Source organism: Nonomuraea zeae, from assembly GCF_005889725.1.
Classification (GTDB): domain Bacteria; phylum Actinomycetota; class Actinomycetes; order Streptosporangiales; family Streptosporangiaceae; genus Nonomuraea; species Nonomuraea zeae.
Map to the genome: position 1 here is coordinate 1 of NZ_VCKX01000486.1, position 5,701 is coordinate 5,701.

Genomic DNA, 5,701 nt, shown 5'->3' on the forward strand with positions numbered 1-5,701 from the left:
AGACGTGTATAAGAGACAGCGCCCAGGCCGCAGGCGTCTGTGTCTTCCGGCATATTCACCTCCGGCGCCACCGGATCTACTACTGCCATGGCGGCGATGGTTGGACGCGACGGCGAGAAGGCCGTCATCCTGCGGATGATCGAAGAGACGCGGTCCGGCGGGGGCGGGGTGTTGCTGGTCGCCGGGGAGGCGGGCATCGGCAAGTCGCGGTTGCTCGCCGCGGCCGCCGGCCTTGCCCGCGAGGCGGGGCTGGCGGTGCTGACCGGGTGGTCCACCGAAGGGGGCGGCACCTACCGCTCGGTCGCGCAGGCGCTGGCCGGGCGGCCGGGCGGCGGGCCGCCTCCGGAGGAGCTGCGCCCGTACCGGGCGACTCTTGGACGGTTACTCCCGGAGTGGGCCGAGCCGGGCGACGCGCCCCCACCACACGTGGATCCGGTGCTCGTGCTCGGCGAGGGCCTGCTCAGGCTGTTGCGGGCGACCGGCGGCGAGAACGGCTGCCTGCTCGTGCTGGAGGACGTGCACTGGGCGGACGCGGACACGCTCGCCCTTGTCGAATATCTCGCCACGGCGAGCCGCCGGTGGCCGGTCCTGACCGTGGTCTCCGCCAGAGACGACGAGCCCGGCCAGGAGCCGGTGCACCGGCTCACCCGGCTGGCGGAGGTGACCACGCTGCGGCTCGGCCGGCTGGCCCCGGCCGAGATCGAGCAGCTGGCCAGGCGCCGCGCCGGCGACCGCGCACTGCCCGGAGACCTGCTCGGGTACGTGGTGGACACGTCCGACTGCCTGCCCTACCTGGCCGAGGAACTGGTGGCCGGGATGCTCGAATCGGGCACCGTCCCCGGGCCTGGCACGCTCCGGGTCACTCCCGGGCTCGCCTGCCGCACCACCAGCCGGCTGGCGACGCTCGCTCCCGCGCGGCGCGCCGTGCTGGAGGCGGCGGCGGTGCTCGGCGACGACGCGGACTGGACGGTGCTCGGGCCGGTGACCGGGCAGTCGGAGCCGGAGGTGCTGGCCGCGCTGCGGGCCGCGTCCCCGCAGCTGCTGGTGCGGGCCGTCGGCGCGGCGGGTGACAGGCTGCGGTGGCGGCACGCGCTCACGCGTGAGGTGGTGCTGGACTCCGTCACGCCGCCCGAGCGCGCCGCCGTGGCCCGCCGGGCCGCCGATGTGCTGCTGAGCAGGGGCGGCCCCGAGCATGACGCCCGTGCCGCCGCGCTGCTGGCCGCGGCGGGCGAGCACGCCAGGTCGGCCGGGATCCTGCTCCGGCTGGCCCGGCTGGACCTCACCGGCGGCGCCCTGCACAGCGCCGAGGACCTGCTCGACCGGGCCGCCGCCACCCGGGCCCTGCGGCCGGTCGTGACGATCGAGCGGGTACGCCTGCTGACCCTGCGCGGCCAGGCCCCCGCCGCGCTGGAGGCCGGCGCGGGCGCGCTGGAGGAGCTGACCGGCGACCAGCACGCGGAGCTGTGCCTGCGGCTGGCCGAGGCCGCAGTCGTCGCCCGGCGCTGGCGCGAGGCCGACGGCTACGTCGAACGCGCCGGGCGGCCCGACGATCCCTGGGCTCTGGTCCTCGCCGCCGACTCCGCGTTCGGCGCCGGCGAGCTCCGGCGGGCGGCCGAGCTCGCGGCCGTGGCCGCCGAACGGGCGGAGCGGGCCGGACGCTGGGACACGGTGTGCCAGGCGCTGACGACCATCGGCCGGTGCGCGCTGCGGCACGATCCCGGGCTGGCGAGCGCCGCGTACGGGGTGGCCGCGCAGGTCGCCGCCGAGCACGGCCTGCGCCCCGCGCGGGTCACGGCGCTGTTCGGCCTCGCCGCGATCGAGCTGCTCGATCACCCGGACTCACCGCTGCTGACGGAGGCGCGCGAGCTCGCCCGGCGGACCGGGCTGCTCGCCGAGGTGGTGTGGAGCGACCTGCTGCTGGTGGACTCGGTGAGCACGGTCGAAGGGCCGCGTGCCGCGCGGGACCTGGCCAGGCGCGCGGCCGAGCAGGCCGGCCGGTTGCGCCTGCACGGGATGCAGGCCGTCGCGGAGGTGTTCACCGCCATGGGGTACGCGGTCGAGGGCGACGTGCCGGGCATGGAGGCCGCGCTCGCCGAAGCGGCCGCGCATCCGGACCCGCCCGTCGAGGTGGCCGCGCTCGGCAACGCCTCCCGCGCGCTGCTGCGCCTGCTCGGGCACGACCTGCCGGCGGCCTCCGCGCTGCTGGACGAGACGGTGGGCGATCTGGCCGGGCGCTGCGAGGCGGGGCCCGTGCAGTACTGGGGCCTGTGGGCGTTGCTGCGAACGGTCGTCGGCGACCGTGACGCCGAGGCCCGCGAGACGCTGCGCGGCTCGTCCGTGGGGTTCAGGTCCGCCAATCGGGCCGGGCTGCAGTACGCCGACGCGGTCGCCGCAGGGCGCGAGGGGCGGCGCGCGGAGGCCGCCGAGCTGTTCGCCGCCGGTGACCGCACGCTGGCCGGGCACCACTGGTGGCGGCGCCTGCTGCGGCTGCCGGCGCTGGAGGCCGCGATCGCCGCCGGCTGGGGCGATCCGGTGCCCGCGCTGCGTACCGACCTGGAGGCCCACCTCCGCGCGGGCGACGCTCATCTCGCCCGCATCTGCCGCGACCTGCTGCGCGGCGCGGGCGCGCCCACCCGGCAGGGCCGCGGCCTGGCCCCGGTCCCCGCGCGCCTGCGGGCCGCCGGGGTGACCAGCCGGGAGATGGACGTGCTCGGCCTGGTCGCCGAAGGGCTGACCAACCGGAAGATCGCCGAGCGGCTGTTCATCTCCCCGCGGACCGTGGACACGCACGTGGCGAGCCTGCTGGCCAAGACGGCCTCCGCCGACCGTACCGAGCTGCGTACGATCGCCCGCCGTTAACTCCGCAGGAATCACCGATCCGCCGCCACCCCTCCCGCCGCGAAGCTCTTGCACAGAGAGTTCATCCATCTGTGAAGGAGTTCCATGTCCACGTCAACGGTACGGAGCCGCGTCGCCGCGGCCCTGCTCAGCACCGCAGCTCTCGCCGGCCTGACCGCCGGCGTCACGGTCGCCGCCGCTCCCGCCCAGGCGGCGGTCTCCCACGTCGAGTTCAACCTCAGGACGCTGGCCAGCGGCCAGCTCACCACCCTGGTGCTCACCGCTCGCCTCCCCCAGAACGGCTCCAGGCTCGGTTTCGGCGTCGACAACGACAGCAGCTCGGCCCAGTGGGCCTTCATCAGGGAGCCGGACAACTTCACCGGCCGGTACGTCCTGCGGGCCACCGAGAACACCAGTAATCCGCTCTGCATGGACGGCACGCCCAACACCGTCACCCTGAGCCCGTGCAACGGCTCCCCCGCCCAGCTCTGGACCTACAGCTCCAGCCTCGGGCTGAAGAGCGCCGGAAGCGGCCTGTTCACTTTCCTGCCCGCCGGCAACGTCCTCGATGAGGACACGAATCTGCTGGTGAGCACGCAGTCGACCCGCATGCAGCGGCTCTTCGTGCCCTGACGGGCCCAGGGCCGGGCGGCCCCTGCGCGCCGCCCGGCCCCAGGACATGGCTTACCGAACAAAATTCTGTATGCTCGCATGGTGACGGATGTCTTCGACGATCTGGCCGCGGAATACCGGCAACTCGACGCGGCACTCGGCTCCCTGACGCCGGGCCAATGGTCCCATCCCTCCGCAGCCGCGGGCTGGACGGTCTCCGACGTCGTCCTGCATCTCGCCCAGACCGAGGAGACGGTCGGCGGCCTGCCACCCGGCGAGAGCGAGCCGCTCCTGTCCGCCGCCGGGACCACCGTGGACGGCCTGGCCGACGAGATGGTCGCCGCCGAGCGCGGGATGGCGCCGGAGGATCTGCTCGCCCGCTGGCGCAAGGCCGCCTTCGCCACGCCCGGCGCCCTGCGCGCCTGGCCCCCGGGCACGCGCCTGCCCTGGGTGCGGACCTCGCTGTCGCCCCGGACGCTGGCCACGACCAGGCTCGCCGAGCACTGGGCCCACGCCCAGGACATCGCGCTCCCGCTGGGCCTGCCCTACCCCGACACGGCCCGGCTGCGGCACGTGGCCTGGCTGGCCCACCGCACGCTGCCCTACGCCTTCGCCCTGGACGGCCTGCCGGACGTCCCGGTCTTCTGCGATCTCACCGCACCGGACGGAACCACCCGCTGGACGTTCGGCGACCCGGCCGCCCCCGCCCGGATCACCGGGCCGGCCGCCGAATTCTGCCGGGTCGGGGCCCGCCGCCTCACCCCCGCCCAGACCGGCCTCACCGCCGAGGGTCCGCGGGCCGCCGACGCGCTCCGCGTCGTCCGCAATTACGCCGCCTGACGCCGGAAGAGTGCCGGGTGCGCGGGGCGATCCGGGTGGATGCCCGGCGGGCCGTCCGCCACTTATGATGTCCGCGCACATGCGAAAAAGGGCCAGGCTCGTCCTGTTGAGAGCGGCGGGACCGTTGCTGGTGAGAGCGGCGGTCCTGTCCGGCATGGACCGGCGTGGCCGCGCCCTCGTCCTGCTCAACCGCGCCCTGGTCTACGCCGCGCTCACCGCCGTCGTCGGCGCCGTCTACTTCGGGATCATCACGCTGGGCGGCCCCCTGCTCGGCTCGTTGTCCGGCCTGGTCGCCGCGCTGGCCGCCGGCGCGCTCTTCCACCCCGTGCGGCTGCGCCTCCAGGACGTGGTGAACCGGCTGCTCGGCTCCGAGCGGGACCCGTACCGGCTGGCCGACCGGGTGAGCAGGACCGTGCAGGAGGCGAACGGCCCCGCCGAGGCCCTGGCGTCGGCGGCCACGGCGACCAGGCGGGCGCTCGGCGCGGACGGCGTCGTGGTCGAGGTGGTGCTGCCGGGCGGCCGGGTGCGCCGGGTGGCCGACGGCGAGCCGGGCACGCACCCGTCGGTCGTCCGCCTGATGTGGCACGGCCGGTCGATGGGCTGGCTCACGGTCGCGGGCGAGCCGCGCGACCCCGCCCTGCTCGACATGCTGGCCAGGCAGCTCGCGGAGGTGGCGCACGCGGTGCAGCTCAGCGCGGACCTGCAGCGTTCGCGCGAGCGCATGCTCGTCACCCGCGAGGAGGAGCGGCACCGGCTGCGGCGCAACCTGCACGACGGGCTCGGCCCGACGCTGACGAGCCTCGCGCTGAGCGTGGACGAGGCACGGCGCAGCCTGGCCAGCGACCCCGACGCGGCGGAGACGCTGCTCAGCAAGGCGCGCAGGCAGATGAGCGAGGCCGTCGTGGACGTGCGCGACCTGGTGTACGGCCTGCGCCCGCCGGCGCTCGACGGCGCGGGCCTGGACGAGATCGGCCTGGAGAGCGCGCTGCGGATGCTGGCCGACGCACCCGGACCCCGGGTGGACGTGGTGGTGCCGGGCTCCCTGGCCGAGTTACCGGCCGCCGTGGAGGTGGCCGCGTACAAGATCGCCCATGAGGCCCTGGCGAACGTGCGCCGGCACGCCAGGGCCACCACGGCGCTGATCAGGGTGGAGCGGCGGGACGGGCTGTGGCTGAGCGTGTCCGACGACGGGATCGGCCTGCCCGAGCAGCGCCGCCAGGGCGCCGCGCTCATGCGCGCCCGCGCCGAGGAGGTCGGCGGCGCCTGCGAGATCGACGTCAGGCCGGGCGGCGGCACCGAGGTCGTCGCCCGGCTGCCGCTGCGGGAGGCGGGATGACGCGGGAAGGCGATGCCGCCGAGGGCGCGGTGACGCGGCAGGGCGCCGGCGCGCCGGGGGGCCGGCTGTCTCTTA

At 75.7% G+C, this 5,701-nt stretch carries 4 protein-coding genes; all 4 read left to right on the plus strand.

What is annotated here, in order from left to right; all coding sequences use genetic code 11:
• The first annotated feature begins 96 nt into the window (after positions 1 to 96).
• The 4 genes from ETD85_RS59565 (at position 97) to ETD85_RS59580 (ending at position 5,626) form a co-directional block, all read left to right on the plus strand.
• Positions 97 to 2,859 (plus strand): AAA family ATPase, encoded by a 2,763-nt coding sequence (locus ETD85_RS59565; protein WP_276617423.1) that lies wholly within the window; start codon positions 97 to 99, stop codon positions 2,857 to 2,859.
• An 84-nt stretch (positions 2,860 to 2,943) separates the two neighbouring features.
• Positions 2,944 to 3,471, plus strand: a complete 528-nt coding sequence (locus tag ETD85_RS59570) for an RICIN domain-containing protein (protein WP_138698642.1) — start codon at positions 2,944 to 2,946, stop codon at positions 3,469 to 3,471.
• 78 nt (positions 3,472 to 3,549) lie between these two features.
• Complete coding sequence (locus ETD85_RS59575) at positions 3,550 to 4,290, plus strand: maleylpyruvate isomerase family mycothiol-dependent enzyme (RefSeq protein WP_138698643.1); 741 nt, start codon at positions 3,550 to 3,552, stop codon at positions 4,288 to 4,290.
• A gap of 130 nt (positions 4,291 to 4,420) precedes the next feature.
• Positions 4,421 to 5,626 carry a sensor histidine kinase gene (locus tag ETD85_RS59580; protein WP_240780129.1) on the plus strand — a complete coding sequence of 402 codons (1,206 nt, stop codon included), beginning with the start codon at positions 4,421 to 4,423 and terminating at the stop codon, positions 5,624 to 5,626.
• The last annotated feature ends 75 nt before the right edge of the window (positions 5,627 to 5,701 follow it).